Annotated in this window: 27 protein-coding genes and 1 riboswitch; of the genes, 16 read left to right on the top strand and 11 right to left on the bottom strand. The window is 64.1% G+C overall.

Annotated elements, in window-relative coordinates; translation table 11 throughout:
- Window positions 1-128: 128 nt before the first annotated feature.
- Together C8J44_RS12820 and C8J44_RS12815 are read left to right on the top strand one after the other, a co-directional pair.
- Window positions 129-467 carry a P-II family nitrogen regulator gene (locus C8J44_RS12820; RefSeq protein ID WP_056053652.1) on the top strand — a complete coding sequence of 113 codons (339 nt, stop codon included), beginning with the start codon at window positions 129-131 and terminating at the stop codon, window positions 465-467.
- An 11-nt stretch (window positions 468-478) separates the two neighbouring features.
- The gene (locus C8J44_RS12815) at window positions 479-1,837 is read left to right on the top strand and encodes an ammonium transporter (RefSeq protein WP_121904861.1); all 1,359 of its coding nucleotides are present in this window, start codon (window positions 479-481) and stop codon (window positions 1,835-1,837) included.
- A gap of 601 nt (window positions 1,838-2,438) precedes the next feature.
- Here the strand turns inward: C8J44_RS12815 and C8J44_RS12810 are convergent.
- Genes C8J44_RS12810 through recQ form a run of 3 tightly spaced genes read right to left on the bottom strand, consistent with a single transcriptional unit; the run spans window position 2,439 to window position 5,061 of the window.
- A complete protein-coding gene (locus tag C8J44_RS12810) occupies window positions 2,439-2,870 on the bottom strand; it encodes a hypothetical protein (RefSeq protein WP_121904860.1) in 432 nt (143 codons plus the stop codon).
- A complete protein-coding gene (locus tag C8J44_RS12805; RefSeq protein ID WP_121904859.1) occupies window positions 2,867-3,295 on the bottom strand; it encodes a TIGR01244 family sulfur transferase in 429 nt (142 codons plus the stop codon). Before C8J44_RS12805 ends, C8J44_RS12810 begins: the two co-directional genes overlap by 4 nt.
- Window positions 3,292-5,061 carry a DNA helicase RecQ gene (gene recQ / locus C8J44_RS12800; RefSeq protein ID WP_121904858.1) on the bottom strand — a complete coding sequence of 590 codons (1,770 nt, stop codon included), beginning with the start codon at window positions 5,059-5,061 and terminating at the stop codon, window positions 3,292-3,294. The genes C8J44_RS12805 and recQ overlap by 4 nt, the downstream gene beginning before the upstream one ends.
- Window positions 5,062-5,340: 279 nt before the next feature.
- On the opposite strand from recQ, the gene C8J44_RS12795 reads away from it, so the two are divergent.
- The 4 genes from C8J44_RS12795 to C8J44_RS18775 all read left to right on the top strand — a co-directional run bounded on the left by C8J44_RS12795 (window position 5,341) and on the right by C8J44_RS18775 (window position 7,447).
- A complete protein-coding gene (locus C8J44_RS12795; RefSeq protein WP_121904857.1) occupies window positions 5,341-5,643 on the top strand; it encodes a metalloregulator ArsR/SmtB family transcription factor in 303 nt (100 codons plus the stop codon).
- Window positions 5,625-6,284, top strand: coding sequence for an SdpI family protein (locus C8J44_RS12790; RefSeq protein ID WP_121904856.1), 660 nt, complete (start codon window positions 5,625-5,627; stop codon window positions 6,282-6,284). The genes C8J44_RS12795 and C8J44_RS12790 overlap by 19 nt, the downstream gene beginning before the upstream one ends.
- A gap of 89 nt (window positions 6,285-6,373) precedes the next feature.
- Complete coding sequence (locus C8J44_RS18780) at window positions 6,374-6,961, top strand: type I restriction endonuclease (protein WP_259466853.1); 588 nt, start codon at window positions 6,374-6,376, stop codon at window positions 6,959-6,961.
- 261 nt (window positions 6,962-7,222) lie between these two features.
- Window positions 7,223-7,447 (top strand): hypothetical protein, encoded by a 225-nt coding sequence (locus C8J44_RS18775; protein ID WP_259466852.1) that lies wholly within the window; start codon window positions 7,223-7,225, stop codon window positions 7,445-7,447.
- A 494-nt stretch (window positions 7,448-7,941) separates the two neighbouring features.
- Here C8J44_RS18775 and C8J44_RS12780 read toward each other — a convergent pair whose 3' ends face one another.
- Window positions 7,942-9,771, bottom strand: a complete 1,830-nt coding sequence (locus tag C8J44_RS12780) for an ABC transporter ATP-binding protein/permease (protein WP_121904855.1) — start codon at window positions 9,769-9,771, stop codon at window positions 7,942-7,944.
- Between the two features lie 43 nt (window positions 9,772-9,814).
- Between C8J44_RS12780 and C8J44_RS12775 the strand changes: the two genes are divergently transcribed.
- Entirely contained in the window at window positions 9,815-10,135 is a 321-nt protein-coding gene (locus C8J44_RS12775) for a hypothetical protein (RefSeq protein WP_259466851.1), read from the top strand.
- Between the two features lie 72 nt (window positions 10,136-10,207).
- On the opposite strand, the gene C8J44_RS12770 is transcribed toward C8J44_RS12775, so the two are convergent.
- The 4 genes from C8J44_RS12770 to crtY form a co-directional block, all read right to left on the bottom strand.
- Window positions 10,208-11,155 (bottom strand): phytoene/squalene synthase family protein, encoded by a 948-nt coding sequence (locus tag C8J44_RS12770; protein ID WP_121904854.1) that lies wholly within the window; start codon window positions 11,153-11,155, stop codon window positions 10,208-10,210.
- 169 nt (window positions 11,156-11,324) lie between these two features.
- Entirely contained in the window at window positions 11,325-11,906 is a 582-nt protein-coding gene (locus tag C8J44_RS12765; protein ID WP_121904853.1) for a TIGR00730 family Rossman fold protein, read from the bottom strand.
- Between the two features lie 197 nt (window positions 11,907-12,103).
- Window positions 12,104-13,582, bottom strand: coding sequence for a phytoene desaturase (locus C8J44_RS12760; RefSeq protein ID WP_121904852.1), 1,479 nt, complete (start codon window positions 13,580-13,582; stop codon window positions 12,104-12,106).
- Window positions 13,579-14,745 carry a lycopene beta-cyclase CrtY gene (gene crtY, locus C8J44_RS12755; protein WP_121904851.1) on the bottom strand — a complete coding sequence of 389 codons (1,167 nt, stop codon included), beginning with the start codon at window positions 14,743-14,745 and terminating at the stop codon, window positions 13,579-13,581. Before crtY ends, C8J44_RS12760 begins: the two co-directional genes overlap by 4 nt.
- 530 nt (window positions 14,746-15,275) lie before the next feature.
- Between crtY and C8J44_RS12750 the strand changes: the two genes are divergently transcribed.
- Window positions 15,276-15,824, top strand: coding sequence for a GNAT family N-acetyltransferase (locus tag C8J44_RS12750; protein ID WP_121904850.1), 549 nt, complete (start codon window positions 15,276-15,278; stop codon window positions 15,822-15,824).
- Here C8J44_RS12750 and C8J44_RS12745 read toward each other — a convergent pair.
- A complete protein-coding gene (locus C8J44_RS12745) occupies window positions 15,808-16,008 on the bottom strand; it encodes a hypothetical protein (protein ID WP_060526054.1) in 201 nt (66 codons plus the stop codon). The two genes, C8J44_RS12750 and C8J44_RS12745, sit on opposite strands and share 17 nt — an antisense overlap.
- 411 nt (window positions 16,009-16,419) lie before the next feature.
- Between C8J44_RS12745 and C8J44_RS12740 the strand changes: the two genes are divergently transcribed.
- The 7 genes from C8J44_RS12740 (at window position 16,420) to C8J44_RS18285 (ending at window position 24,457) form a co-directional block, all read left to right on the top strand.
- Complete coding sequence (locus tag C8J44_RS12740; protein WP_259466850.1) at window positions 16,420-16,929, top strand: DUF2141 domain-containing protein; 510 nt, start codon at window positions 16,420-16,422, stop codon at window positions 16,927-16,929.
- A gap of 70 nt (window positions 16,930-16,999) precedes the next feature.
- On the top strand, window positions 17,000-17,863 hold the full coding sequence (locus C8J44_RS12735; protein WP_259466849.1) for a MipA/OmpV family protein: 864 nt from the start codon (window positions 17,000-17,002) through the stop codon (window positions 17,861-17,863).
- 205 nt (window positions 17,864-18,068) lie between these two features.
- Entirely contained in the window at window positions 18,069-19,088 is a 1,020-nt protein-coding gene (locus tag C8J44_RS12730; RefSeq protein ID WP_121904849.1) for a ferritin-like domain-containing protein, read from the top strand.
- Between the two features lie 48 nt (window positions 19,089-19,136).
- Window positions 19,137-20,201 (top strand): ferritin-like domain-containing protein, encoded by a 1,065-nt coding sequence (locus tag C8J44_RS12725; protein ID WP_121904848.1) that lies wholly within the window; start codon window positions 19,137-19,139, stop codon window positions 20,199-20,201.
- Window positions 20,202-20,563: 362 nt separating this feature from the next.
- A riboswitch (TPP riboswitch) is annotated at window positions 20,564-20,673 on the top strand.
- Between the two features lie 39 nt (window positions 20,674-20,712).
- The gene (gene thiC, locus C8J44_RS12720) at window positions 20,713-22,581 is read left to right on the top strand and encodes a phosphomethylpyrimidine synthase ThiC (protein WP_121904847.1); all 1,869 of its coding nucleotides are present in this window, start codon (window positions 20,713-20,715) and stop codon (window positions 22,579-22,581) included.
- A gap of 48 nt (window positions 22,582-22,629) precedes the next feature.
- Window positions 22,630-23,679, top strand: a complete 1,050-nt coding sequence (locus C8J44_RS12715) for a DGQHR domain-containing protein (RefSeq protein ID WP_121904846.1) — start codon at window positions 22,630-22,632, stop codon at window positions 23,677-23,679.
- Window positions 23,669-24,457 (top strand): hypothetical protein, encoded by a 789-nt coding sequence (locus C8J44_RS18285; RefSeq protein ID WP_147453197.1) that lies wholly within the window; start codon window positions 23,669-23,671, stop codon window positions 24,455-24,457. Before C8J44_RS12715 ends, C8J44_RS18285 begins: the two co-directional genes overlap by 11 nt.
- A gap of 29 nt (window positions 24,458-24,486) precedes the next feature.
- On the opposite strand, the gene C8J44_RS12710 is transcribed toward C8J44_RS18285, so the two are convergent.
- Both C8J44_RS12710 and C8J44_RS12705 read right to left on the bottom strand, forming a co-directional pair.
- On the bottom strand, window positions 24,487-24,753 hold the full coding sequence (locus tag C8J44_RS12710; protein WP_121904845.1) for a Txe/YoeB family addiction module toxin: 267 nt from the start codon (window positions 24,751-24,753) through the stop codon (window positions 24,487-24,489).
- Entirely contained in the window at window positions 24,750-24,998 is a 249-nt protein-coding gene (locus C8J44_RS12705; RefSeq protein ID WP_121904844.1) for a type II toxin-antitoxin system Phd/YefM family antitoxin, read from the bottom strand. The genes C8J44_RS12710 and C8J44_RS12705 overlap by 4 nt, the downstream gene beginning before the upstream one ends.
- Before the next feature lie 144 nt (window positions 24,999-25,142).
- On the opposite strand from C8J44_RS12705, the gene C8J44_RS12700 reads away from it, so the two are divergent.
- Entirely contained in the window at window positions 25,143-25,997 is an 855-nt protein-coding gene (locus C8J44_RS12700; RefSeq protein ID WP_121904843.1) for a hypothetical protein, read from the top strand.
- The last annotated feature ends 14 nt before the right edge of the window (window positions 25,998-26,011 follow it).

Raw genomic sequence — 26,011 nt, 5'->3', positions numbered from 1 at the left:
GCACCGCACTGCACAAGTTTTAACCGCAAAACCCCCGCTGCCCGCTCTCCGAGCACACCTCACCCCTCCGCACCGCAACTGGCACGCACATTGCGAGGCTCTCACCATACAACTGGGGAAGGGGCGCGATGAAACTCGTCATTGCCATCATCAAGCCGTTCAAGCTCGACGAGGTGCGCGAAGCGCTCACCACGATCGGCGTGGCGGGCATGACGGTCACCGAGGTCAAGGGGTTCGGCCGTCAGAAGGGCCAGACCGAGATCTATCGGGGGGCCGAGTACAGCACCAACATGGTGCCGAAGATCAAGATCGAGGTGGTCTGCGCCGCCAGCCTGTCCGACCGCGTGGTCGAGGCGATCCAGGCATCGGCGAACACTGGCGCGATCGGCGACGGCAAGATTTTCGTGCTCGACGTCGGCCAGGCAGTGCGGATCCGCACCGGCGAAACCGACGATTCAGCGCTCTGAGGGGGGACGAGATGAAGCATGATTTGAAAAAGGCCGCCGTCGCGGCTCTAGGGTTCGGCGCGGCGATGATCGCCGCAGCACCCGCCTGGGCGCAGGACGTCGCGGCACCCGTAGCCCCGGTCGCTGCGCCCGTGGTCGCGACCGTGAACAAGGGCGACACCGCCTGGATGATGACGTCGACGCTGCTGGTGTTGATGATGATCGTCCCCGGCCTCGCGCTGTTCTACGGCGGCCTCACCCGGTCGAAGAACATGCTGTCGACGATGACCCAGATCGGCGCGGTCGCGTGTCTCGCGATGCTGTTGTGGGTGATGTACGGCTACACGATGGCGTTCGGCGACGGCGGCGGCGAGTATATCTCGGGCTTCGGCAAGGCGCTGCTCCGCGGCATCACGCCCGACTCTACCGCGGCCACATTCACCGCGGGCGTCGCGATCCCCGAATATGTCTTCATCTGCTTCCAGATGACGTTCGCCGCGATCACCGTCGCGCTCGTGCTCGGCTCGGTCGTCGAACGGATGAAGTTCTCGGCGGTGATGGTGTTCGCCATCGTCTGGCTGACGATCGTGTACTTCCCGGTCGCGCACATGGTGTGGGCATCGGGCGGCAAGTTCTTCAAGATGGGCGCGCTCGATTTCGCCGGCGGCACCGTGGTGCACATCAACGCCGGTGTCTCGGCGCTCGTGGCGGCGCTGATCCTCGGCAAGCGCCTCGGCTATCCCACCGATCGCATGGCGCCGCATTCGCTGACGATGACCGGCATCGGCACCGGGCTGCTGTGGGTCGGCTGGTTCGGCTTCAACGCCGGCTCGGCGCTCGAGGCGAACGGTTCGGCCGGGCTCGCGATGCTCAACACCTTCGTCGCCACCGCCTCGGCGGGCCTGGCCTGGATGCTGATCGAGCGCGTCAACGGCCACAAGGGCTCGGCACTCGGCTTCTGCTCGGGCATCATCGCCGGCCTCGTCGCGGTGACGCCGGCGGCGGGCAACTCGGGCCCGTTCGGTGCGATCATCCTCGGCGCGGTCGCGTCGGTGGTCTGCTACTACGCCGTGACGGTCCTCAAGCCGAAGCTCGGCTATGACGATGCGCTCGACGCGTTCGGCATCCACGGCATCGGCGGCATGATCGGCGCGATCGGCACCGGCATCGTCTACTCGCCAGCGTTCGGCGGCCCCGGCAAGCCCGATTTCGACATGGGCCACCAGCTCTTCGTCCAGGTCGCGGCAGTCGCCACGACGATCGTCTGGGCGGCGATCGGCACCGTCATCGCGATCTACATCGCCAAGGCGCTGACCGGCTTGCGGGTCTCCGAGGAAGTCGAGCGCGAAGGCCTCGATCTCGGCGAGCACGGCGAACGCGCCTACGACTAGTTCGGTAGCGGGCCACCCGAGCCCGCACCCACGACGTTCCTCCTGCGGACAACCTTGGCTCGGTGTGGCAACACACCGGGCCATTTTTTATGGCGATCGAAGTAGTACTTCGATCGAGTTTGTGGGGGAGCGAGCGCTTAAGCTCGTTGTTCTCCCGCGAACGCGGGAGCCCAGGACCAAGCAAGGCGACGACGGTTAGATTCCCCTCCCGCTTGCGGGAGGGGTTAGGGGAGGGGCCGACGTACGTACCGGCGTCCGGTCCATGAGGCTAACCCCTCCCCCGACCCCTCCCGCAAGCGGAAGGGGAGCAGAAGAGTGCCGTCTCCCCGCATCGGTCGACACTCAAGTCCTATGCGCCAGCACTTCCCCGACGGAGCCCCGATACGACCAGTGCAAACACCCCCGTTTGTGCTGAGTAGCGTCCGAGTAGCTCCGCCAGGAGCGTATCGAGGGCGCGTATCGCAGCACAGGCCCCGTGGGCCAACCTGTCCTTCGATACGCCGCTTCGACAAGCTCAGCAGCTACGCAGAACGAACGGGGAGGGGGAGCGGGGCGAAAGACGGGGGAGCGCATAAGCGGCGACCCCAACAAAAGCCCGCGCCTAAACCCGCACGCCCTTCGGCGCCAACCGCCGGATATCGAGCACATCGACCCGCGACAGCATCACCGCGCCGAGCATCTTGTCGCCGGTCTCGACTAAAATCCCCTCGTGCGTCGCGCGCACCGTTCGCCACGCGACCTCGCGCACCGCGAGCCGCTTGCCGACCCGCTTCACCGCCGCGACCCGCCCGTCGTCCGCCACCGCCAGCGCACCCTGGCCATCCGCGCCGACCACGGCGCCCGCCACCGCGAACCCGTGCAACTGCGCCTGCGCCGCGTCCGCCGCCTCTTCCGGCGTCTCGATCTTTACGACCCGTCGCCCCCGAACGAACGCCCAGGCAGTGACGAGACCAACGATCACCAGCACGGCCACGACCGAGCCGCCGATCGCATAGGGCCCGACCAGATAGGGCCCGATCGCGACCTGGCTCATCGCGGCCCTGCGAGCGCGTCCAGCATCGGGCGGATACCGCGCAGATCATACCCGGCGTCCTCGGCCTGCGCGAGCAACAGGTTCGGATTCCGCCCCGCCTTCGCCGCCGCCAGCGCCCACAAATTGCAGCTCCGCGTCCCCGATCGACAATACGCCAGCACAGGCCCGTCCGAATCCGTCAGCGCCTGCGTCATCGCGTCGATCTGCGGATGCGAGAACCCCGCATGCGTCACCGGAATCGAGACGTATCTGAGCCCAGCCGCTTCCGCCGCCGCGCGGATCGCGTCACCCGAAGGCTGCCCCGCATCCTCGTCATCCGGACGATTGTTGACGATGGTCTTGAACCCAGCCGCAGCGATCTCCGCGACCTGCTCGACCGCGATCTGCGGCGCGACCGAAATACTTTCGTTTATATGCCGTATCATGCGGACTCGCGGATCACCTGGAGGAAGGCATCCCCATAGGCGTCGAGTTTCCGCGCGCCAATGCCTGATAACAGGCTGAGCTCGGCGCGCGACGCCGGCCGCTGCCGCGCAATGTCACGCAGAACCGAATCGTGGAAGATCACATACGGCGGAACGCCCGCTTCCTTCGCCAGATCGCGCCGCCGCACGCGCAACGCTTCGAACAGCGGATCGTCGACCGGGTTCGGCACAGCGCCAACCGCCCCCTTCCGCCGCCGCTCGCGTTTGGGCGGCACGACGATAGACACCGCCGCCTCGCCCTTGAGGATAGCCTTCGCCGCCGGCCCGAACTCAAGCCCGCCATGCGGATTGGTGCGCAGCGCATCCTTCAGCATCAGCGCGCGCGAAACGGGCTTCAGCAACGCCACCTCGTCGCCATCGACGATCCCGTACACCGACAGCGCCTCATGCCCGTTCATCAGGCTGCGCTCCGACGACACCCCCGTCAGGATCCCCTCGATGTACCCCACGCCGAACATCTGCCCGGTGCGGAACACCGCCGACAGGAATTTGCGCGCAGTCTCGGTCGCATCCACCGCATCGACGTTACCGAGGCAATTGTCGCAATTCCCGCAATCCTCGAGCCGCTCCTCGCCGAAATGCTTGAGCAGGATCCGCCGCCGGCACCCGGCCGTCTCGACCAGCCCGCCCATCGCGGTCAGCCGCTGCCGCTCGCCCGCCTGCCGCTCGGGCTCGACCTCGCCGATCCGCTGCCGGGCACGCGCGAAATCCTCCGCGCCCCAGAACAGATGCGCGATCGCCGGGTCGCCATCACGCCCCGCGCGCCCGGTCTCCTGGTAATAGGCCTCGATCGATTTCGGCAGCCCGGCATGCGCCACGAACCGCACGTCGGGCTTGTCGATCCCCATCCCGAACGCGACCGTAGCGCAGATCACCATGTCCTCGCTCGCGACGAAATCCGCCTGGTTCTTCGCGCGAACCTGCGGATCGAGCCCGGCATGATACGCCCGCGTCGGCCGCCCGCTCCGCCCCAGCGCCTCCGCCAGCTTCTCGGTCGCCGCCCGCGTCTGCGCGTACACAATGCCCGGCCCCGGGATCTTCTCGAGGATATCCGCGATCTGCCGATTGACGTTGTCGCGCCCCGAAATCGCATAGCGGATGTTCGGCCGGTCGAACCCCGACACGATCAGCCCCTCCTGCGAGATCCCCAACTGCTCGAGGATATCGGCGCGGGTATGCGCGTCGGCGGTCGCGGTCAGCGCGAGCCGCGGCACATCCGGAAAACTATCGAGCAGAGGCCGCAGCAACCGGTAGTCCGGCCGGAAATCATGCCCCCACTCGCTGACGCAATGCGCCTCGTCGATCGCGAACAAGCTGAGCTTGGCCTGGCTGAGCAGGTTGCGAAAACTCTCGTTCGAAGCCCGTTCCGGAGCGACGTATAGCAGGTCGAGATCGCCCGCGCGGAACCGCGCGATCGTCTCCTCGCGGTTCGTATCGACCGATGTCAGCGTCGCCGCCTTGATCCCGACCGCGGTGGCCGCGCGCAACTGGTCGTGCATCAGCGCGATCAGCGGCGACACGACCACGCACGTCCCCTCCAGCATCGTCGCCGGCAACTGGTAGCATAGCGACTTCCCCGCGCCCGTCGGCATCACCGCCAGTGTCCGCTGCCCCGCGAGCACCCGGTCGACGACATCGCGCTGCACGCCGCGGAAATCGGGGAAACCGAAGATGCGCTGGAGATCGGGGAGGGGGTCGAGTGCCATTGCCGCCTAGGTAGCGATCCTCGGGGCGATGTCGAGGAGACTGGGGGTGTTATCGCGAGGAGGCCGGGGGTTTAACACCCCGACCCTCTTAGCATGCACCTCCCCGGCGGCGGCCGGGGTCCAGTTGGGAGACGTTGCCGACTGAGAGCATCCAGTTGTTACGACAACCTTTCCAACTGGACCCCGGCCTCCGCCGGGGAGGTGCGTCTATCTCTAGTCGACTGCACTCAAATAGTTAGCCATCTTGCTAATTAGCTGCTTCACGAATAAACCAAGCACATGGACTCGGTCTTCGACGCCCTCGCGCACCCGACGCGCCGCCGTATTCTCGAACTGCTCAAAGGCGGCGCGATGACCGCTGGCGCGCTTGCCGAAGCATTCGCGGTGTCGAAGCCGACCATGTCGAACCACTTCGCCAAGCTGAAGGCCGCCGGCCTCATCCAGGCCGAGAATCGCGGCACGTCGATCGTCTACACGCTCGATTTGTCGGTGATGGAGGAGGTGGTGATGGGCTTCATGGGCCGGCTCCGCGTCGGCGACGCACACGAAAAGGGCAGCGAGACATGCGTTACCGGGACCTGATGATCGCGTCGGCGCTGACCGCCGCGACGCTGGCGATCGTCGCCGCGATCGCGCTCGGCCGCTTCCCCGCGGGCACGCAACTACCGACCCACTGGGGCGGCAACGGCCTGCCCGATCGCTTCGCCAGCGCGAGCAGGGCATTGTTCACGCCCGTCGCGCTGACAGTCGGCCTCTCGCTGTTCATGGCGGCACTGCCGTCGCTCGAACCGTTGCAGGACAAGCTCGAACAGTCCGCGCCGCTTTATCGCACCGCCTGGGCCGGGCTGCTTGGCATGATGGCCTTGTCCGAAGCGCTGGTCGCCGCCCCGGCGTTCGGTTTCGTGTTTCCCCCGACGACGATGCTCGCCGGCCTGGGCGCGTTCCTCGTCGCGATCGGCAACGTCCTGCCCAAGTCGCGCCCCGGCTTCTTCGTCGGCATCCGCACCCCCTGGGCGATCGTCGATCCCGACAACTGGATCGCCACGCATCGCTATGCCAGCCGCATCATGATGGCCGCGGGTCTCGCGATCATCGTCCTCGCCGCGCTGCCGATGCAGGGCGAAACCCGCACGGCCGTCTTCCGCGCGCTGCTGCTGGTGATGGTCGCGACGCCGGTTCTCTATTCGTTCTTCTACTGGCGCCGCACCCGCCGCGCGCAATAGATCGAGATCCGGTCGGGTTGTCGTGGTCCCGTCATGGACCGGCACAACTTCCCTGCGCATCCTCCCACGTTCAATCCGGGGGGACGCGCATGGAACTGAACATCAGGCTGGCCGAGCTGCAAAAGCGCACGATCGAACACCGCGAAGTCCTCCTGACCGAGGAAGCGGCGAAGACCGCGCTAGTGATGCCGTTCCTCCAGTCGCTCGGCTACGACGTCTTCAACCCGTCCGAGGTCGTCCCCGAATTCACCGCGGACGTCGGCACCAAGAAGGGCGAGAAGGTCGACTACGCGATCTGCGCGGGCGGGAAAGTGTCGATCCTGATCGAGTGCAAGCCCTCGTCGGTCCAGCTCAACGTCAATCACGCCGGCCAACTCTTCCGCTATTTCAGCGTCACCGACGCGCGTCTCGCGGTGCTCACCAACGGCGTCGTGTACCAGTTCTATTCGGACATCGAACGCCCGAACAAGATGGACGACAAGCCGTTCTTCACCTTCACGATGGACGCGATCAAGCCCGGCGACATCCGCACGCTCGAGAAATTCACCAAGGCCGCGTTCGACATCGACAAGATCGTCCAGGAGGCCGGCAACCTCAAGACGCAGTCGCTGATCCGTCTCGAACTGGAGAAGGAGTTCGCCGAGCCCTCCGACGAGTTCGTCCGGATGATGGCGTAGCGCGTCCATGGCGGGCGCCTGACGCCTGCGATCAAGGACGGTTTCGCCAAGCTGCTCGCGCCGGCGATCGCCGCTCTGATACGCGATTTCGTCAACGAACGCCTGTCGTCGGCGCTGAAGGCGTCGAGCCCGGTCGAGGACCTGCCTGCGGGGGCGTCCGACGACCCCTCGGACGGCGACGGCATCGTCACCACGCAGGAGGAGATTTCCGGCTTCCACATCATCCAGGCGATCGCCTCGCGCCTGGTCGACCCGAAACGCGTGATCGTCCGCGACGCGAAGTCGTATTGCGCGATCCTGCTCGACGACAATAATCGGAAAACGGTCGCGCGGATGCACTTCAACGGGATTACCACCAAGTATCTCGGGATGTTCGCCGGCAAGGACGAAACGCGGCATCTGCTGTCGGACCTGACGCATATCTACCAATATTCGAGCGCGATCGAGGCGCGCTTGCGCGAACTGGACCCGTCGATTCCGGCGTAGTCCGGCATGGAATGAAGCAACGCCTCACCTCCGTTCCCGCGAAAGCGGGGGCCCAGGATCAAGCAGCGCCCCGTCCGCCCTTCCTGCCCCCCCGCGTTCGCAAGGGAACGGAAGCGTTACCGCACTCCGCGCTACTCGCCGTTAGCGCTCCATTCATCCCCCAGACACCAACCACCCCGGCGAAGGCCGGGGCCCAATTGGGGAACGTTGCTAACGGATGGTAGCGCGTCGTTATTACCACCTTTCCAATTGGGCCCCGGCCTTCGCCGGGGTGGCGGTCTGAGAAACGTAAGAGTCCCAAAAGGCCGTCACCAAACGTGTTTCCCCGCGAAGGCGGGGACCCAGACTGGGCTCCCGCCTTCGCGGGAGAACAAGGAGGCTGCCGTTCGAATGAGACCGACGTACTTGCTTTACGGGATGAGAACGGAACACTCCCGACGCAGCGGGAGCGGCGGCACGCTATAACCGTCGGCTACCCACGGCTACCCGCGCACCTACTCCGCCGCCAACGCCCCATCGTCATCACCAGCCCGCTCCTGCGCCTGTCGGTTCCACATCTCCGCATACACGCCGCCCTCCCGCAGCAGCTCGCCATGCGTTCCCTTCTCGACGATCCGCCCCGCCTCCAGCACGACGATCTGGTCCGCATGCACCACCGTGGAGAGCCGGTGCGCAATCACGATCGTCGTGCGCCCGCGCTCGATCGCCTCCAGCGTGTCGAGGATCTCCGCCTCGGTCCGGCTGTCCAGCGCCGACGTTGCCTCGTCCAGAATCAAGATCGGCGGGTTCTTGAGCAGCGTCCGCGCGATCGCCACGCGCTGTTTCTCGCCACCCGACAGCTTCAACCCACGCTCGCCGACCCGCGTCTCATACCCGAGCGGCTGGCGCTCGATGAACCCGGCAATCGCCGCACCCTTCGCCGCAACCTCGACCTCAGGCGTCTCCGCACCCTCACGACCATAGGCGATATTATACCCGATCGTGTCGTTGAACAGCACCGTATCCTGCGGCACGATCCCGATCGCAGCGCGCAAAGATGCCTGTCGAACCTCCGAAATGTCCTGCCCGTCGACGGTAATCTGCCCGCCCGTCAGGTCGTAGAACCGGTACAGCAACCGCGCGAGCGTCGACTTCCCCGCCCCCGACGGCCCCACCACCGCCAGCGTAGATCCCGCCGGCACATCCAGATCCAGATCGCGCAGGATCGGCCGCCCGACATCATACCCGAACGACACCCCCTCGAACCGCACATGCCCCGCGCTCACCGCCAGCGCTGGCGCGCCCGGCGCATCGACCACGGTCGCCGGCGTATCGATCAGGTCGAACATCGCCGCCATGTCGAGCGCACCCTGCCGGATCGTGCGATACACCATCCCCAGCAGGTCGAGCGGCCGGAACAGCTGCGCCAGCAGCGTCGACACGAACACCACGTCGCCCGCCGACGCCTCGCCGCGGCTCCACCGCCACACGACGAAGCCCATGCCGCCCGCCAGCATCACGTTGGTGATCAGCGCCTGGCCGAGGTTCAGCCACGCGAGCGAATTCTCGCTTTTCACCGCCGCCTCGGAATATGCCGTGATCGCGCTGTCGTAGCGCCGCGCCTCGCGCTCCTCGGCGCCGAAATATTTCACCGTCTCGAAGTTCAACAGCGAATCCACCGCATGCGCGACCGCGCCGGTATCGAGGTCGTTCATCCGCGCGCGCAGCGCATTGCGCCAGTCGGTCACCATCCGAGTGAAGAGGATGTAGCCGACCACCATCACGACGGTCGCGACGACCAGCGGCCAGCCGAACTTGGTCCAGAACAGCCCGAGCACCAGCACGAGCTCGAACACCGTCGGCGCGATGTTGAACAGCAGGAAATACAGCATCGTATCGATGCTCTTGGTCCCACGCTCGACCACCTTGGTGACCGCGCCCGTCCGCCGCGACAGGTGAAAATCGAGGCTCAGCGCATGCAGATGGCGAAACACCTGCGCCGCCAGCCGCCGCGATGCGTCCTGCCCGACGCGCTCGAACACCGCGTTGCGCAGATTGTCGAACAATGTCGTCCCGAACCGCGACGCCGCGTACCCGACCACCAGCAACACGACGAGCGTCACCGCCCCGCGATCGTTCCCCGCCATCCGGTCCACCGCGTACTTCAACGTGAACGCGGCGCCGAAAACCTGGATCAGCTTCGACGCGATCACCAGCAGCATCGCGACGACGATCCGCGCCTTCAGCTTGGGCTGCCCCGCCGGCCACAGGAACGGCAGGAAGCGGCGGAGCGTCGGCAGCAACGGCTGGTCCGCGCGGGTGGAGGTGTAGGTGTCAGGTGGCATGGATCGATGCGATGTAGGCGCAGTCAAGCCCCGGCGAAAGCAGTTGGCGGAACAATCCTGCCACTTCGTCGCTTTTGTTATCGTGTCCGATGTCGGCCACGTCGCCTGCCACCGCGAGCCACTGGAGAATGAAATGGAACCGCTGTTCTACGTCATGGCCATCATGGGCTGCGGTGACGGCAATGTGAACTGCACCGAGGCTCGCGTGATCCCGGCGCGCTACGAAACGATGGCCCAGTGCCGCGCGGCGCTGCCCGACCAGTTGGCGCAGAACACCGACGTTCCGTACCCGATGATCGGTGCGAACTGCCGTGCACAAGGCCAGTTGATGGCCAAGACCGGCAAGGCTAAGCCACAGGGCTAGACTGTTTCCCCGCGAAGGCGGGGACCCAGACTGGACTCCCGCCTTCGCGGGAGAACAAACTACCATTGATGATTACCTAGGCCGCGTCCACAACCGAGTATCCCGCTTAGTCCGCGGATACAGCGTGTCCCGCCGAGCCGCCTCCCGCGCCGCCGTTGCGATAAACCCCAGCTTCTGCATCCCCGACGTCGTCACCCTGTGATCCCAAGCGTGCTCCCCCCGAGCCGCCACGGTCCGCCCGATCGCCCCATAAATTCCCGCCGCCGACAACACCGCCCAGGCCGAGCGAAATGACAGCGCCGGCGTCCCCTCCCGCGCACTCGCTTCGAACGCCGCAGCCCGATCCGCCATCCGCTTCGTCAGCACCGCGAGGCGCGAGCGAAACGGCGGCTTCATGTGCTGCCCCGGTGGAAAATCCATCTCGACCAGCCATTCCTCGGGCAGGTAGCACCGCCCGACCCGGTCATCCTCCTCGACATCGCGCGCGATATTGGCGAGCTGGAACGCCATCCCCAGGTCGCACGCACGGTCGAGTGTGTCCTCGTCGTCGGGATCGACCCCCATCGCAATCGCCATCATGCACCCGACGACACCCGCGACATGGTAGCAATATTTGTACAGGTCGTTCTCCGACCGCGGCCGCCACTCGCGCGCATCCAGCGCAAACCCCTCGACCAGATCGCGCGCGAATCGCTTCGGGAGCCGAGTCTCGGCGGCAAAGATCCGCAGCGCATCGAACGCCGGCTCGCCGACGACTTCGCCCGCCAGCGCCTGCTCGGTCATCGCCGACAGCGCGACCAGCCGAGCCGGGGCGTCCTCGACGACGGTCATGCCATGCCCATGATCCTGACCATCGGCAATATCGTCGCACCGCCGGCACCACGCGTACAACAGCCACGCCCGCTCGCGCGTCGGCTTGTCGAACAACAGGCTGGCGGCGGCAAAACTCTTCGACCCGCGCGAAATCGACTCATGCGCAGTAGCCACGATCGCCTCGCGCGAGGGCAGGGGGTGGTTCACGCCCTACCCCCCAACGCTACCATTATTACAGGCACCACCCCGGCGGAGGCCGGGGCCCAATTGGAAAGGTTGAAGTAACGATGCGCAACGCAAACCAATTCACGTTCCCCAATTGGGCCCCGGCCTCCGCCGGGGTGGAGCAGGGTGTCGACGTGCGATCCGAAGACCCTCACAGATCCGACGCGTTCATCCGCACGATCGGCTGCGTCGGCACATGCTCCGCCATCCGGTCGAGCAACACCTCCAGCGTATCCGCCACGATCAGCAGATCCCGGTGCTGCGGCCGCAGGAACCCAACCTCGCCCATCTTCTCCCAGAACGCGATCAGGTGGTCGTAATAGCCGGCGGTATTGAGCAACCCGACCGGATCCGCATGATAGCCAAGCTGCGCCCAGCTCAGCGCCTCCCACAGCTCGTCCATCGTCCCCGTCCCGCCCGGGATCGTCACGAACCCGTCGGAAAGATCGGTAAACATCTGCTTGCGCTGATGCATGCCGCTGACGACGTGCAACTCGGTCAGCCCACGATGCGCGACCTCCGCATCGACCAGCGCCTGAGGAATAACCCCGATAACCTCCCCGCCGCCCTCAAGCGCGCCATCCGCAATCGCACCCATCAGCCCGGTCCGCCCACCGCCATAAACAAGGCCGATCCCCCGCGCGGCAAAAGCCAGCCCCAGCGCGCGAGCGCCCTCGATGTAGGTGGGATCAGCCGGCGTAGCCGACCCGCAATACACAGCAAGTCTCTTCATCCCGCCTCGCTAGGGGAAGCGCGCACGGTGCTGCAAGGGAAGATTTTGTTCGCGCAGAGGCGCAGAGGCGCGGAGATGTGGCGCTTGTCGCGCAGCGACTGCCCGATCACCTTCGACGAACAGATAGTTGTGTCTGCCGACCGAAAAACCGGATGCAACAATCTCCGCGCCTCCGCGCCTCTGCGCGAACAAATTTCCTACTTCTCGCCCTCAAGCATCAACCGAGCAGTCGCCTTCGCACTCCCCACAACCCCAGGAATCCCAGCCCCCGGATGCGTCCCAGCCCCCACGAAGTACAAATTCGGAATATGCTCGTCGCGGTTGTGCACCCGGAAATACGCGCTCTGCGCCAGCACCGGCTCCAGCGAGAACGCGCTACCCAGATGCGCATTGAGATCCTCCGCGAAATCCTTCGGCGCGTACGAGAATTTCGTCACGATCCGCTCATAAATGTCCGGGATCAACCGCCGCCCGATCTCGTCGAGGATGCGCTTCTCCAGGATCGGCGCGATCTCGTCCCAGTCGACCGGGAATTTCCCGAGATGCGGCACCGGCGCCAACGCATAGAACGTCGAATGCCCCTCCGGCGCCAGCGAAGGATCGGTGACGGTCGGATGATGCAGGTACAGCGAGAAATCTTCCGACAGCACGCCGTGATCGTAGATGTCCTCGAGCAGCCCCTTATAGCGCGGCCCGAACAGGATCATGTGGTGCGGAATGCCCGGCCACGTGCCCTTGATCCCGAAATGCACGACGAACAGCGACGGCGAATATTTCTTCCGCTCGAGCGACCCGGTCTTCCGCTTCGCACTGCGCGAGGTCGCCAGCAGGTCGCGATAGGTGTGCATGATGTCGCTGTTCGCCGCGATCGCATCCGCCTGACCCGACCACCCGCTCGCCGTCGTCACGCCCGTCGCGCGATCGCCCAGAGTCTCGATCGACGTCACCGGATCGTCGAGCCGCAGCACGCCGCCCAGCCGCTCGAACTGCGTCACCAGCGCCGCCACCAGCCGGTTGGTCCCGCCACGCGCGAACCACACCCCGCCATCACGCTCCAGCTTGTGGATCAGCGCATAGATTGCGCTCGTCGTCATCGGGTTGCCGCCGACCAGCAGCGTATGGAACGACAACGCCTCGCGCAGCTTCTCCGACTTCACGAAGCTCGACACGATCGAATAGACCGACCGCCACGCCTGGTATTTCGCCAGCGCCGGTGCCGCCTTGATCATCGACCCGAAGTCGAGGAACGCGACATGGCCGAGCTTCTCATAGCCCTCGTGGAACACCCCTGCCGAATATTGCAGGAACTTCTCGTACCCCGCCCAGTCGCCGGGATGCAGCTTCTCGATCTCGGCGCGCATCTGCACGTCGTCGTTGGTGTAGTCGAAGTTCGTCCCGTCGGGCCAGTTCAGCCGGTAGAACGGCAGCACCGGATCGAGCGTCACGTCCTCGCTCATGTCCCGCCCGGTCAGCGCCCACAGCTCGCGCAGGCAATCCGGATCGGTGATGACGGTCGGCCCTGCGTCGAAGGTAAAGCCGTCGCGCTCCCAATAATACCCGCGCCCACCCGGCTTGTCGCGGCTCTCGACGATCGTCGTCTGCACGCCCGCGGATTGCAGCCGGATCGCGAGCGCCAGCCCGCCAAACCCTGCGCCGATGACTATTGCGGTCTTCATGATGACATACTGCCTGCGATGGCGCGGACGGCGCGCACGATGGGGACGGGGGGCTTGCCGGTGAGAACGCGAGCCTTGTCGGAGAGCGTCGAGCGTCCGGCGTAGAAACGGCCGATGAGCGAGGGTGAGAGACGGTAGAAGCGCTCGAGGATGCGGTAGCGTTCCTCCGGCTCGGCGGCACGGAACAACATCGTGTCGAGCATCCGGTAGAAGCCGCGCGACTTCCACGTCGCCCGCGCCATCGCATGCGTCGCATCGTGGAGTTTCGCGCCCGAGAAATCGTCGAGGCCCGCCAGCATCGAAGCGGTCCGCACCGCATCGGGCAGCGAGTACCCCGTGGTCGGATGGAACATCCCCGCACGCATTCCGGCCTTGGCGACATGCGCTCCGCCAGAGCGCCAATACGCCTCGAAATCACCACCCATCGCCACCGGCAGCACGCCCGACTCTTCGCGCACGACGCTATCGACCGACCAGCCGCGCGCCGTGACATAGTCATCGATCCGCTCGCCCAGCACCGGAATATCGAGATCCGGCGTGTCGCTATAATAGGTGTCCTCGACGAACATCCGGTCCGCGCTGAACGGCAGGCAGTAGACGAACCGATACCCGTCGATCTGCGGAATGGTCGCGTCCATCACCATTGGCCGCAGGCTTTCGTGCGGCACGCTCAGCGCCAGTTCACGCCCGAGAAACTTCTGCCACGCCAGATCGAGCAGCGACAGATCGCCCGGTCCTCGCGCATCGATCACGCTGGTCGCCTCGATCCGGTCGCCATCCGCCATCACCACCGCGGTCGGACTCGCGCCCGACACTTTCCGTCCCAGCATCAACGCATGCGGCGGCAGCACGCGGCGTACCTCGCGGTCGAGCCGCTCGCTCTCGATCGAATAATAGGTCGCGTCGATCGTCCGCGCATGCGCCGGAAACCGCACGTCATACCCGCGCCACGCATGCACCACGAGCGGCGCGACGATCCAGCGATCCGCCTGCGCCACGTCGCTGCCGAAGAACGACCAGAGATGATTGCCGCCGACGACCGTTGCGGAGTCGATCAGCCGCACGTCGAGCGCGGGGTGCCTGGCCTTGAGCGCCAGCGCGATCATCCCGCCGGCCAGGCCCGCGCCGACGATCGCGACGTCGCAGGAGATCGTCGATGCCATCCGCTCGGACTAGCGCAAAGCAGCGAGCACGAAAACAGGCTTTCCGAAGCAATCGCGGCCTAAGACAACCTGCATTGCCAGACGCGTGGGGGAGGCGAGGGAGGTGGGGCGGCAGACAGGAAAGGATAACCTACCGATCCTCCCCCGCAAGGGGGAGGTGGCAGGCGTTTGCCTGACGGAGGGGGAGGACAGGGAACCGCCGTGCCGGGGCCTCCCCCTCCGTCACCTCCGGCGACACCTCCCCCTGGCGGGGGAGGATTGCTGAATCCCCTGGAGGGGGGAGGACCGAACGATCGAGGATCGCGCCGTCCGCAGGGAAAAGCCGCTCTTGCCCCCCTCCTTGGAAGGGAGGGGCTGGGGGTGGGTCGGCGTCCGCATACCGCACGCGAGTGGCTAAAGCTGGCCGACCCACCCCCGACCCCTCCCTTCCAGGGAGGGGAGAGTACGTGGCGACGATACCCCTCCCTCCAGAAAGCGGAGCGGCCCAGCAACGGATACCCCTCGATCAAGATCACCCTTAGACAGCAAGAATGCACGCCCCCAAATCCGCCCCCACGCTCACCACCGCGCGCCTGACGCTAACCGCCCACGCCGCCACCGACCTCGAAGACTGCGCCGCGATGTGGACCGACCCGCGCGTCTACGTGATGATCGGCGGCCAGCCGCGCACCCGCGAGGACGTCTGGATCCGCCTGCTCCGCTCGATCGGCCAATGGACTGTGTTCGGCTACGGCAGCTGGATCGCCCGCGATACGGCCACAGGCCAGTTGATCGGCGAACTCGGCCTGATCGAGGCCCGCCGCGCGATCGAGCCCTCGATCGACGCAGCACCCGAAGTCGGCTGGACGCTGACCGGCGACGCGCAAGGCAAGGGCTACGCCTCCGAAGCGCTCGCCGCGATCCTTGCCTGGACCGACACGCGTATCCCCGCGACGACTTGCATCATAGACCCCGCCAACGCCCCCTCGATCCGGCTCGCCGAGCGCCTCGGCTACCGCCTGCGCACGACGGGCACGTACCGCGACGCGCCGATCCTGATCTTCGACCGCGCCGCGCCCGGCGCTATTTCTGCGCGGTGACGACCGGCGTCTGCACCGACGCGATCGGCATCGGATCGCCCGCCCGGTCATAGAACGCCATCAATACCAGCCCCAACGCCAGGATGCTGCCGGCGATCACGTAGATCAGCCTTTTGTGGTCCTTGCCCGTATCCCGGCCAATATTCCGGCCCGTATCCCCGCGCGCGGCGCTATGGTTTGCCATGCATCACTCTCCGAATTGGCAGGTCATCCTGCTCTGGGGAAGGAAGCTATCAGGATTCCACGCACTGCATAGAGCCTATTGCAACGCCAGGATTTTCCAGGACCGGGCCTGCGCCGTCACCCCGGAGAACAGAGCAGCGGATGTAACTACGTCCATGCTGCGGAATATCCCCTCACAGCCCCGCTCCCGACCGACCGCCAACGGACGCTGTGGTACTTGCGCTACGGGTCCCGGCAATTCCGCCACCCGTCGGCATGCCAGGTTTGGCGATGACGGCCGCGACGGGTATGGGCTGAGGCTATCATGTGGTGCGGGAGGTTTTCCCGCGGTTCATGTGGCGGAGAGCAATGGGGGCACGGCCGATCACGGTCGGTCGCCATCGGCGACATCATGAACGATACGGGTGCAAACATGGCCATCATTTCCGAACCTGGGATCGGCTCTGCGACACCGGCGAACGCGGTGTTGAAGACTGGGCGGACCATGCCGCGGCGGCTGTACGGCGCGGCGGGTCTCGGTGCGGTGTGGATGATGCTGACCGCGACCGCGCCGGTCACGCGGCTCGACGTCGAAGTCGACAATCTGCGCTCGGCGAAGGGGACGATTCGGATCTGCCTCACCGCGGATCCCGATAACTTCCCGGCCTGTGTCGACGATGCCAACGCGATGACCCGGTCGATCCCCGCCAGCGTCCACGCGACCAGCTTCCCCGGTCTGCCGCAACGCGCCTATGCGCTCGCGATCATCCACGACGAGAACAACAACGCCAAGCTCGATACGATCGCCGGCATCCCGCGCGAGGGCTATGGTTTCTCGCGCAACGCCGCGGTCCGGTTCGGCCCACCACGCTTTTCCGCCGCCGAGTTCACGCTCGCCGGTGATGCCGATATGCAACAGGTAAAAATGCGTTACATCTTCTGAACGATCGTCACGGACCGAATTGGGTTTCCCCGCGTTGCGCCGTGGAACCTTTTTGTCCGGAGCTTTTTCCTTGCGCGCATTCACTCTCTTTACGTCTGCCGCAATCGCGGTGCTCCTGACCGCCACGCCTGCGCTCGCGCAGACCGACCCCAACCCGTCGCCGCCGATCACCAGCGCGCGTGACAACAACCGCGTGACGGTCGCGGTCGGCGTTGCGTCGCTGCCCGATTACGATGGTGCAGACAGCAACGACTTCTCGCCCGTCGGCGCGGTGATCGGCACGGTGCGCGGCCATGACTTCTTCACCCGCGGCACGCAGCTGTACGTCAACCTGATCCCCAACACGGGCAACGTCGGCATCAACTACGAACTCGGCGTCATCGGCGGCATTCGTACCGATCGTACCGGCAAGGTCGACAACCGCCAGGTCCGCGCGCTCGGCAAGATCGACACCGCGTACGAAGTCGGCGGCTATGTCGGCATCGGCAAGACTGGCGTCATCACCAGCGATTACGACACGCTTACCGCACGCGTAGCCTATGTCCACGACGTCTCGGACACCTATGACAGCTATGTCATCACGCCGCAGATCAACTACACGACGCCGCTGTCGGTCCGTACGCTCGTCTCGATGGGCGTGTCCGGCGATTACGTCGGCAAGGGCTTTGGCCGCACCTATTCGGCGGTGACGCCGATCGGCACGCTGAACAGCGGGTTGCGCACCTACGACGTCAACGACAGCGGCTTCCGCGAGATCAACGCGTCGCTGTTCGTGGTGCAGAGCCTGTCGGGCGATCTTCGCCACGGCTTCGGCATCGGCGCCGGCGTGCTCTACGGTCGCCTGCTCGGCAAGTACAAGGACAGCCCGATCGTCGCCGATGTCGGCTCGGCGGATCAGTGGATGGGCGCGGTCGGACTGACCTACACCTTCTGATCCCAACCTGCCGGGTCTGTTTCGGCAGGCTCGCAGGTCTTGCGAATAAAATCACCCGCCCGGCGCATCCGGGCGGGTTTTTCGTGCGTACCTCGTTGTGGACTGGACTTTGCGATTACGGACCTTAAACCGTCATACATCGCGATTAAGTCAATAAGAACAATACGATACCCGACCGTATCACCCACAAGGGGAGGACCCTGCCATGACCGAGAGCATGCACCTGATCGAAGCCCTCGATGCGCGCGTAGAGCGACGCAGCGAGCGCCGGGAGTTCTTCAAGAACGCGCTCGGCGCGGCGGCGATCACCGCGGCCGGTGCGACCGCGCTGTCCTTCTCCAGTTCGGCATCGGCACAGACGATCACCGACGCGGACGTGCTGAACTTCGCGCTCAACCTCGAATATCTCGAGGCGCAGTTCTACTCGTACGCCGCCTACGGCACCGGTCTCGACAACAGCCTGTTGTCCGGCACCGGTCAGCAGGGCGCGGTTCTCGGCGGTCGTCAGGTCACCTTCACCGACCCGATCGTCCAGCAATATGCGCGGGAGATCGCGCAGGACGAGATCGCGCACGTCAAGTTCCTCCGCTCGGCGCTCGGCAATTCCGCCGTCGCGCAGCCCGCGATCGACGTCAGCGTCTCGCCGACCAGCGCGTTCTCGACCGCCGCGCAGGCCGCGGGTCTCGTCCCCGCCGGCACCGCGTTCGACCCCTATTTCTCCGACGAGAACTTCCTGCTCGGCGCGTTCATTTTCGAGGACGTCGGCGTGACCGCCTACAAGGGCGCCGCCCCGCTGCTTACCAGCAAGGCGTATCTCGAGGCGGCCGCCGGCCTGCTCGCGGTCGAGGCGTATCACGCCGCGATCGTCCGCACGACGCTGTACGGCAAGGGTATCGACACGCCGGCGCTGCGGACCTCGGCGGATGCGATCTCGAAGGCGCGCGACAGCCTCGACGGCGGTGGCGCGAACACGATGATGTTCGGTGCCGGCGATCTCGATCAGGGCATCTCGCCCTACAGCCAGACGCCGACCAACCTCGCGACGACGCAGGTCGCGGTCACGACGTCGAACATCGTCCCGCTCGATGCCAACGGCATCGCGTACAGCCGCTCGACCAGCCAGGTGCTGAACATCGTGTATCTCAACAGCGGTGCGGCCTCGGCAGGCGGGTTCTACCCGTCGGGCATGAACGGCAACATCAAGACGAGCGTCGCGGCGAGCTGATCCAGCCCAACGCCCTTCGCTTTCTTCGCTATTCAGGGGATTAACCCAATGACCGACATCAAGAATACGCTCGAGATCTTCGACGCGATCGAAACCCGCCGCAACGAACGCCGCAGCTTCCTCCGGTTCGCCGGCGGCAGCGCGGTCGCCCTCGGCGGCGCCTCGCTGCTCGCCGCCTGCGGTGGTGACGACAACAATAGCGTGACGCCGACCCCGACTCCCACGCCGACCCCGGCGACCGGCGTGACCGACCCGGACGTGCTCAACTTCGCGCTCAACCTCGAATATCTCGAAGCGCAGTTCTACGCCTATGCCGCGTTCGGCGTCGGCCTCAACGCCAGCCTGCTGACCGGCGTCGGCACGCAGGGCGCGGTCGTCACCGGCACCGGCGCAGGCTTCCCGCGCCAGGTCGCCTTCCAGGATGCCGTCGTTCAGCAATATGCGCGTGAGATCGCGATCGACGAAGTCGCGCACGTCGCGTTCCTGCGCAGCGCACTCGGTGCGTCGGCCGCAGCGCAGCCGGCGATCAACATCTCGGGTGGCACGGCCGCCGCCCCCGGCGCGTTCAGCCTCGCCGCCCGCGCGGCAGGCGTGGTCGATGCGAACACCGGCGTGTTCGATCCCTATGCGGACGACAACAGCTTCCTGCTCGGCGCGTACATCTTCGAGGACGTCGGCGTCTCGGCGTACAAGGGCGCGGCACCGCTGATCAGTAACAAGACCTATCTCGAGGCGGCTGCCGGCATCCTCGCCGCCGAGGCCTATCACGCCGGCCTGATCCGCACGATCCTCTACCGCAAGGGTCTGCAGACGCCGAACCCGGTCACCGCGCTGATCACCAACGCGAACAAGATCAGCGACGCGCGCGACAGCCTCGACGGTACCGTCACCAACGCGTCGACCGGCGTGATCGGCGACGACGACCAGGGCATCACCGGGTCGGACGCGACGATCTCGAACATCGTCCCGACCGATGCCAACGGCCTCGCCTACAGCCGTTCGACCGGCCAGGTGCTCAACATCGTCTACCTCAGCAAGGCCGCGGTCTCGCTCGGCGGCTTCTTCCCCGCCGGCGTCAACGGCTCGATCCGGACGTCTGCAGCAAACGCTTAGGGCGGCTTGCGCCAAGCTGGCGCAAGACTCGCCCAAGCGCGGCCAGCGCAGCACAGCACGCCACAGGGCGTAGCTTTGCTACGACTGACGGCGCGCGGAGTAGCAGGAAAGGCCGTTGCCCCAGCTAGGGCAGCGGCCTTTCTCGTTAGCGCCCCTAACCACGCACAGAAACACCACCCCGGCGAAGGCCGGGGCCCAATCGGGGGACGCCGGTAACGATAGACGGTCCTTCGTCATATCCGCCTTGCCAATTGGGCCCCGGCCTCCGCCGGGGCGGCGAACGAGATCGCGCCGATCCCATCACGCCCGCGCACCCCCCCCCCAAGTTTCCCATTGCACCCCATCCCCAGCCGCCTATGCTCACCCTACCCCGGGGGAGCGCTGTCACCGCGCTTGAGAGGAAGGCAGGAGCCTTCGACCCGCTGAACCTGATCCGGTTGATACCGGCGGAGGGAGGGAGCGGTCGCCACAGAACCGCAATCCTTGCTCCGAGACCCGTAGGAGCAAGCGCATGGCCATCGATACGCAATCCAAGACCGCAGACATCGGCGTCACCACCGGCCCGATCCGAGGCTCCCGGAAAATCCACGTAGCGGTCCCCTCCAGCCCAGACGTCCGCGTCGCCATGCGCGAAATCGTCCTAGACCCAAGCTGCAGCGAGCCCCCGCTACGCGTCTACGACACCAGCGGCCCCTACACCGACCCCCGCGCGAAAATCGACATCAACGCCGGCCTCCCCCAACTCCGCCGCGCCTGGATCGAAGCCCGCGGTGACGTGGAATCCTACGAAGCCCGCGAACTCCGCCCCGAAGACAACGGCCAGCTCGGTCCCGACCGCTCAGGCGGTGTCCCCCAGTTCCCCGCCACCATCAAGCGCCCCCTCCGCGCGCGCGCCGGCGCCAACGTCAGCCAGATGCACTACGCCCGCCGCGGCATCATCACCCCGGAAATGGAATACGTCGCCACCCGCGAAAACCTCGGCCGCGCCATGCTGAAAGACTACGTTCGAGACGGCGAAAGCTTCGGCGCAAGCATCCCCGACTTCGTCACCCCCGAATTCGTCCGCGACGAGATCGCCCGCGGCCGCGCGATCATCCCCAACAACATCAACCACCCCGAATCCGAGCCGATGGCGATCGGCCGCAACTTCCTCGTCAAGATCAACGCCAACATCGGCAATAGCGCGGTCGCCAGCAACGTCGCCGCCGAAGTCGACAAGCTCGTCTGGTCGATCCGCTGGGGCGCGGACACGGTGATGGACCTCAGCACCGGCCGCAACATCCACGACACCCGCGAATGGATCCTCCGCAACTCACCCGTCCCGATCGGCACCGTCCCCATCTACCAGGCGCTCGAAAAGGTCGGCGGCGTCGCCGAGGACCTCACCTGGGAGATCTTCCGCGACACGCTCATCGAGCAGGCGGAACAAGGCGTCGACTACTTCACGATCCACGCCGGCGTGCGCCTCGCCTACATCCCGATGACCGCGAAACGCGTCACCGGCATCGTCTCGCGCGGCGGCTCGATCATGGCGAAATGGTGCCTCAGCCACCACAAGGAGAGCTTCCTCTACGAGCGCTTCGACGAGATCACCGAGATCATGAAGGCGTACGACATCGCCTACAGCCTCGGCGACGGCCTGCGCCCCGGCAGCATCGCCGACGCCAACGACGAAGCGCAGTTCAGCGAACTCTACACACTCGGCGAACTTACGCATCGAGCATGGAAGTCCGACGTCCAGGTCATGATCGAAGGCCCCGGCCACGTCCCGATGCACAAGATCAAGGAGAACATGAACAAGCAACTCGAAGTCTGCGGCGAAGCGCCCTTCTACACGCTAGGGCCGCTGACGACGGACATAGCCCCCGGCTACGACCACATCACCAGCGGCATCGGCGCCGCGATGATCGGCTGGTACGGCACCGCGATGCTCTGCTACGTCACCCCGAAAGAGCACCTAGGCCTCCCCGACCGCGACGACGTAAAGGTCGGCGTAGTAACCTACAAACTAGCCGCCCACGCCGCCGACCTCGCCAAAGGCCACCCCGCCGCCCAGATGCGCGACGACGCCCTGTCCCGCGCCCGCTTCGAGTTCCGCTGGAGAGACCAGTTCAACCTCTCCCTCGACCCCGACACCGCGGAACAATACCACGACCAGACGTTGCCAGCCGAGGGCGCCAAAACCGCCCATTTCTGCAGCATGTGCGGCCCAAAATTCTGCTCGATGAAGATCACCCAAGAAGTGAGGGACTTCGCGGCCAAGCAGAACGCACCGGCGGATACCTTCCTGGCTGCTGATCGCGACGCGGAAGCTGGAATGGTGACAATGGCCGAGGTGTTCAAGGAAAGGGGCGGGGAGATTTATTTGCAGGCAGACTGATGATCGGTCTATGATCACTGCAAATGTGAGCATGATAGGGTCAGCCGAATGTCGGATCAGAAATTTACCGCGGAATGCATTCCGGTCGAGCTTGGTGGGGTAACCGCCTACACGTTTGCGATGCCAGTTAAGGATCTGGTCCACATATATTACGTAGCAGTTCGCGGCAGAGATGACGAAGAAGGAGCGGTCCAGCGGCCCTTAAACACTCGCAGAATACAAAGCATTAAGGATTATATTCTCGAGGGTAACACTTTCTTCAATTCTTTTATATTGAATTGGACTGATGCCTCCAACAAGGTTGTTGTTAAAAACAACAAGATAAGTTTTAGCTTGGTAAGTGCTGCAGCGCAGGCAATAGATGGCCAGCACAGACTGGCAGGTCTTGAAGATGCAATGGAAGATGATTCTTCGGTTGGCGGTCGCGTAGTAATAGTTACACTGTGCATTGGATTAACTACAAAGCACGCTGCGACAATATTTTTAAATATTAATACTGAGCAAAGGCCAGTTCCAAAGAGTCTACTGTTCGACCTGTTTGGTGAGACTGGCAATGATCCAAATCATGCGATTAATAGGGCGCGTGATATTGCCAATCAGCTCAATGACGAGCCTAAGTCACCCCTTTATAACTTAATAAAGTTTCCAGGTGCGCCTCGAGGGGCGGGCAAAATCGAGCTTTCCACATTCGTAACGGCGCTTAAAAAAGGTTTCGAGCCAGACGGGGAGTTTCCCAAGAGGAAGCTTAAGTCTCTTGATCATCAGGCTACGGTAGTGAGCAACTATTTTAGTGCTATTAAAAATGCATATGTAACAGATAAAACCTGGGCGAGTTCATCTCAGAATCCCTTCTTCAAAGCTGCTGGCTTTAACGGAGCTATAGATTTTCTTCTTGATAAATTGATCTTTAAATGCGCGGAGCGAGGCTCTTTTTCTGTGCAGGCCATTACAGAGATATTGGGGCTAAGTTCTAGGGAACTGCTTCGCTGGGAGGATTTGCAGGGGCAAGATGGGAAAACTGCCCGTAAAAACGTCTATCAGTATCTCGAAAAAGGAATGTCTAGAGTTATAGATAGCAAAGACGCATATGCATTTTGAAAGATCAGCTGTTCAAACTTTTTTTGAGCATAAATTAGGGTGTCAAAATCCAGAACGATTTGTTGAACATATCGACGCGCTTATCTCTCTCAAGTTGTCTTTAAATGACTCCAATGTATTGGCGGATAAAATACAGGAAGACATTCAAGGGCAGTTTGAAAGAAGTGTTTTAACCCTTTTGCAGGCGTTGGTCGATATAAGCAATGGTAACTTTCTGTGGTCGGCCGTAAAACTTTACTATTCTATATTCTATGCCTTGCGGGTGGAGCTTCACCTGAAAGGGTTGTCTATTATCAGGTGTAATAAAGTATTTACTACAAGCGGCGCTACCGGCCTTGCAGTTAGCCGGTTCAATAATAAGACTGCTAAAGGCGATCACGGCATCGCGATAGCGCTAGCAACCAAGCACCTATCGGCTGTTGATATTCTTCAAGGCGCGAGCATCGAGAGTATCAATGTTTATCTTTGGATGAAGAACCTAAGAGAGATTGTTCAATACAAAATGCGTCGCCCTCCAGAGCTTACAGGTTTCAATCCTTTTTTTCCTGTAAGCCAGATGGATATAGAAGATCAGGTGTCCATGTACCTTGCCGACGATGAGCCATATTTTTGCTTTGACCCAGATTATGCTGCGTTGGCTATTCCAATTAAGCGACTTCAGTTAACTTCTCGTAGCGTTAAGGCTAGTGGTATAAGTTTGAGCGCAGACTTTAAAAAATCTGCTCAAATTTTGACAGAGCGTTCACAAGCGGGAAAACTATTGAAGCAGCTCTTTTAATTCGGGAGCCATTCAAAATTATCTAAGTTCTAGTAATGATACCGGCACGGCGCGAGCTGCAACGTCTGAACATCGCCGCTGCCCGCCACACGGTAAACCAGGCGATGCTCATGGCTGATCCGGCGCGACCGCCAGCCTGACAGATTGCCGCCGAGGGGTTCGGGTTTGCCGGTGCCCTTGAACGGATTGCGTCGGCATTCCTCGATCAGCGTGTGCAACACGTCGACCAGTTTCGCGTTATGATCCTGCCAGTGACGATAGTCCTCCCAAGCCGTAGGCCAGAAGGCTACGTTCACGGAAAAGGAACTGCCTCTGCATCGTCGGCCTCGAACCCGCGGACCGCTTCCAGCAACCGCTCGGCGTTCTTGGGCGAGCGCAACAGATAGAGCGTCTCCTCCATCCCGGCCCATTCGCTCGCCGAGATCAGCACGACATTCTCGCCGCGCTCGCGCGTGATCATAACGGGGCCCCGGTCCGCTACGACCTTGTCGAGCACCGCTTTCAGGTTCTCGCGCGCTTCGGAATAGGTCACGGTCTGCATAGGGCAAGGATGCGCGACATTCTGCTCGATGTCGAGAATGTCGGCTGTCGTGACGGATGCTCTCGCGCCACACCCTCTCCACAAAAAGTCCAACAGCCCACGCAAATGCTGTCCTACACGCCGCCCGCCTGATCCGCTCCGGCCATGACCAAACCCACGCGCACGCGCGCTCGCCGCGATGTCATGCCCGACATCGCCCCCACTCTCGAACCGGCCACTCCCGAGCCGACACGGACCACCGCGATGACCATCATCGAGGCCGAGCATCTCCCGACGGTCGAGGACTTCGACCTCGCCGAATACGACTGGGTACCGGTCCGCCGGAAGGTGCGGCACGATGGCTGGACGGTCGCGACGCAGCAGGCGTTCATCGGCGTGCTGGCGGATACCGGCTCGGTCACGCAGGCCGCGATCGAGGTGAACATGTCGGCGACCTCGTGTTACCGCCTGCGCCGCGCGGCCGATGGCGGCGCGTTCGCGGCGGCGTGGGATGCGGCGGTGCAGACCGCGTCGCTGCGGCTGGTCGATCTCGCCTTCGACCGCGCGATCAACGGATCGCCCGAGCCGGTGTTCGACCGCGACGGCAACCGCGTCGGCCAGCGTATCCGCTACAACGATCGCCTGCTGATGTTCCTCCTGCGCGCGCACCAACCGGATCGCTATCGCACCCCCGGCCAGTCGCCGGCGCCGGCGCCCATCCCGGTACCGCCGGTCGAGACCACGCTCGCCGCGCTCGCGCCGCCGATGCCCGCCGAACCGCACCGCCTGATGGCCCCCGAGGCGCTGGCGACGGCGCTCGAAGTCGCCGATATCCGCGCCGAACCCGTGGCCAGGCCCCGTCCCGCGCCACCCTCTCCCTCACCACTCGGCCCGAATTTCGAGGCACAGCTTGCGGCGGCCAAGGCGACGATCCCGCCGAAATATCCGGAAAGGGTCCGCGCCGAAGACGAAGGTGAGGATGACCATGAAGGTCGCGGCCGGCGCCGTTTCCGAGCGTAACTTTATCGTGACCT

It is taken from the genome of Sphingomonas sp. PP-CE-3A-406, from assembly GCF_003688625.1.
Classification (GTDB): Bacteria; Pseudomonadota; Alphaproteobacteria; order Sphingomonadales; family Sphingomonadaceae; genus Sphingomonas.
The sequence above is the reverse complement of the archived record's forward strand: the minus strand, read 5'-3'. Positions and strand labels throughout refer to the sequence as shown.